At 70.2% G+C, this 3248-nt stretch carries 3 protein-coding genes; all 3 read right to left on the bottom strand.

Features of this window, described 5'->3' with window-relative positions; all coding sequences use genetic code 11:
- Window positions 1-1427: glycosyltransferase (locus tag Q0112_RS08145; RefSeq protein WP_297973771.1), on the bottom strand; the 1427-nt coding region annotated here is incomplete at its 3' end.
- Window positions 1428-1438: 11 nt separating this feature from the next.
- The gene (wecC, locus tag Q0112_RS08150; protein ID WP_324565020.1) at window positions 1439-2815 is read right to left on the bottom strand and encodes a UDP-N-acetyl-D-mannosamine dehydrogenase; all 1377 of its coding nucleotides are present in this window, start codon (window positions 2813-2815) and stop codon (window positions 1439-1441) included.
- On the bottom strand, window positions 2718-3248 hold a 531-nt coding region (gene wecB / locus Q0112_RS08155; protein WP_297973774.1), incomplete at its 5' end, for a non-hydrolyzing UDP-N-acetylglucosamine 2-epimerase. The genes wecC and wecB, both read right to left, overlap by 98 nt.

The following is a 3248-nucleotide window of genomic DNA, read 5'->3' on the forward strand; positions in this document are numbered from 1 at the left end:
GCGTCAACGTGGATCGGACCGTCCGCATCCCACCGGAAGTGCGCCGCTTTGCCGATCAGCGAGGCCCGGCTGTAGCGAGTAGCGAGGATGAGATCGGTCAGATAGTGCGGCCCGTAGTGGTCGAAGGTGGACAGGCACGCCAGCCAATCGCGCGGTCCCACCAGATCCTGCAGGTGCAGCCTGCCCAGGCTGCCGCGCGCGTGCGTCTCGATGCGCGGGTGTGCTGGTCCCCAGGCCGGATCGTCCGCCACGAGGATGAGGCGGCTCTCCGTGTGGCTCTGGGCGAGGAAGCTCGCGGCTATCCGAGCAGCGGTCGCGGAGTCGCGCGCCTCGGCCAGCGCCACCACCTGCGGCGGCCGCCAGACGGGCGGCGCATCCGGCGACAGCGTCCGGGCACGGATGAAGTCCAGCCGGTCTCGACAGGTATGCTCGCGCATCACCTTGCGCAGGGCCATCAGCCTGAGGCGGGCCTCGCGGCTGGGCTGAGCAGCCACCGCCCGGAGCCGCGCCAGAAGCGCCGGGCCATCGTCCGCGTTCGGCACCATATCGCCGAACATCAACCTGAGCCCACGGGAATAGTTGCTGGCCGTCAGGGTATTGCAGGCCAAAGTCTCGTAGACCCTCCGCGCAAACATGGTCGGGGAGCTCTGCACCGAATTCAGGTTGAGCGTGTAGCGGTAGCCCTTGTAGGCAAGGTCGATCCGCTCCGGAGGTAGTGTGCCGACGATGAGGGACTCGTATTCCGGAGGAAACTTCCAGGGGCCGTCCTCGCCGAAGTTTCGGTCGAAGATCTCGATTGGGCAGAGTTCCGGCAGGGATCCGACGAAGCTCTCGAGAACCCGCATGCGCGCGGGAAAGCGCCGGTAGTAGGCCCCCGCGAAGCTCATGGCCTTCCTGCGAGGGTAGAGTTCCAGCGGATTGTGCAGCTGCGGCTGGCAAGCGAAGGGCAGAAGATGCACCCGGCCATGACCAAGGGCGGACTTGTAGCGGGCGATGCAGTCGAGATCGGTGGTGAAGACATGGTCGAAGCCGCGCGTCGTCGCAAGAAAGGTCCAGAAGTGGACCGGGTCCTCCTTGTTCCAGAAGACCGTCGGCACCCCCATCGCGTTGGCCCAGGCGAGGATACCCCCGAGCTCGGTGCCGTTCCCCGCAATCTTTCCGGCCCACTGTCCGTCCCTGCCCCGCCATGCCGATTCGACGAGCACCAACTCGGGACGATGCGCAGCGAGCTCCGCCGCCCAGTTCTCCGGCGAGAGCAGGAGAAGGTCCGCCTCCGGCCGGAAGGAAGTGGCACTGAAGTCGTCGAGGATCGCCGCGACCCTGAGCCCCTGCTGCTCCGGTGGCGGGGTGCGTCGGCTCCGTGGCCCGCCGGGGAGCCAGCCGAGCAGCCGCCGCCAGGGCGAAGGATCCTCCGGATCCTGTCGCATCCGACCCGGCCCTAGGGGGCGGTCAGGCCGACGGCATCGACCACTGCATGCTCCGGCCCGAGCCGCGCCATGGCAGCGCGGAAGGCAGAATGGCAGACTAGAAGCACATGCAGGTCGGCGCGGGCCAGCGCCGTCTCGGGGTCGGCCCGCTCGGCGCGGGCGAGGCTCGGCGGCAGGGTCTCGACATGCGGCTCGACCACGACGAGCGGCCCCGGGTGGCGGTCGCAGAGCTCGCGGGCGATGTCGAGGGCCGGGCTCTCGCGCAGGTCGTCGATGTCGGGCTTGAAGGCGAGGCCCCAGCAGGCGAGCGTGACGTCGGAGGGATGGCGTACGGGGTGCCGCGCGAGATAGTCGGCCACCGCCTGCCGGACGCGGTCGATGACCCAGGCCGGCTTGGCGTCGTTCCGCTCGCGCGCCGCGCGGATCAGCTTCGCCGTCTCCGGGCTGCGGCTGACGATGAACCAGGGGTCGACGGCGATGCAGTGGCCGCCCACCCCTGGGCCGGGCCGGAGGATGTCGACGCGCGGGTGGCGGTTGGCGAGGGCGATCAGCTCCCAGACGTCGATGCCGAGCTCGGCGCAGATCATCGAGAGCTCGTTGGCGAAGGCGATGTTGACGTCGCGGAAGCTGTTCTCGACCAGCTTCGCCATCTCAGCGGTCTCCGGTGTCGTCACGATGCACTCGCCCTGCACCACCAGCCGGTAGAGCTCGGCCGCGCGCGCCGAGCAGCGCGGGGTCATGCCGCCAATCACCCGGTCGTTCCGGACGAGCTCCTGCAGCACGCGGCCGGGGAGGACCCGCTCCGGGCAGTGGGCGACGCGGATGTCGGAGGCCTCGCCCGCGTCCTGCGGGAAGCTGAGGTCGGGGCGGAGCTCGGCGAGCCAGCCGGCCATCTGTGCCGTGGTGCCGACGGGCGAGGTCGATTCGAGCACCACGAGATCGCCCGGCTTCAGCACCGGAGCGATGGAGCGGGCGGCGGCGGCGACGTAGGAGAGATCCGGCTCGCGGCCCTTCCCGTTCGCCTGGAAGGGGGTGGGCACGGCGATGAGGAAGGCGTCGGCCGGCTCCGGCGCGGCGGTGGCGCGCAGCCAGCCCTCGGTCACCACCGCGCGCACCACGATGTCGAGGTCGGGCTCGATGATGTGGATCTCGCTGCGGTTGATGGCCGCGACCGCGCACGCGTTCACGTCGACGCCGGTGACCTTCAGCCGGCGTGCGGCGAAGACCGCCGCGGTCGGCAGGCCGATGTAGCCGAGGCCGACCACCGAGATGGTCTCGAAGGGGAGCGCGCTATCCGGCCGCAGCGGCGAGGGCGGGAACGTGCCGGTCGCCGAGGAGATCGCGGATGCGGGCGGAGGCGCGGCCGTCGCCGTAAGGGTTGTGGGCAAAGCTCATCCTTTCGTATTCCGCCGGGTCGGCGAGCAACCGGTCGATGCCCTCCCGTATCGCCCGCTCGTCGGTGCCGACCAGCCGCACGGTGCCGGCCTTGACTGCCTCGGGGCGCTCGGTGGTGTCGCGCGTGACCAGCACCGGCTTGCCGAGCGAGGGGGCCTCCTCCTGCACCCCGCCCGAGTCGGTGAGGATGAGGTGCGCCCGGTGCATCAGGTAGACGAAGGGCAGATAGTCGAGCGGCTCGATCAGGTGGACGTTCGGGATGCCGGAGAGGAGGCGCCGCACCGGCTCCTGCACGTTCGGATTAAGGTGGACCGGGTAGACCACCTCGAGGTCGGGATGCTCGCGCGCCGTGGCGGCGAGCGCGGCGCAGATCCGCTCGAAGCCGCCGCCGAAGCTCTCGCGGCGGTGGCCGGTGACGAGGAGGAG

Source organism: uncultured Amaricoccus sp., from assembly GCF_937858865.1.
Classification (GTDB): Bacteria; Pseudomonadota; Alphaproteobacteria; order Rhodobacterales; family Rhodobacteraceae; genus Amaricoccus.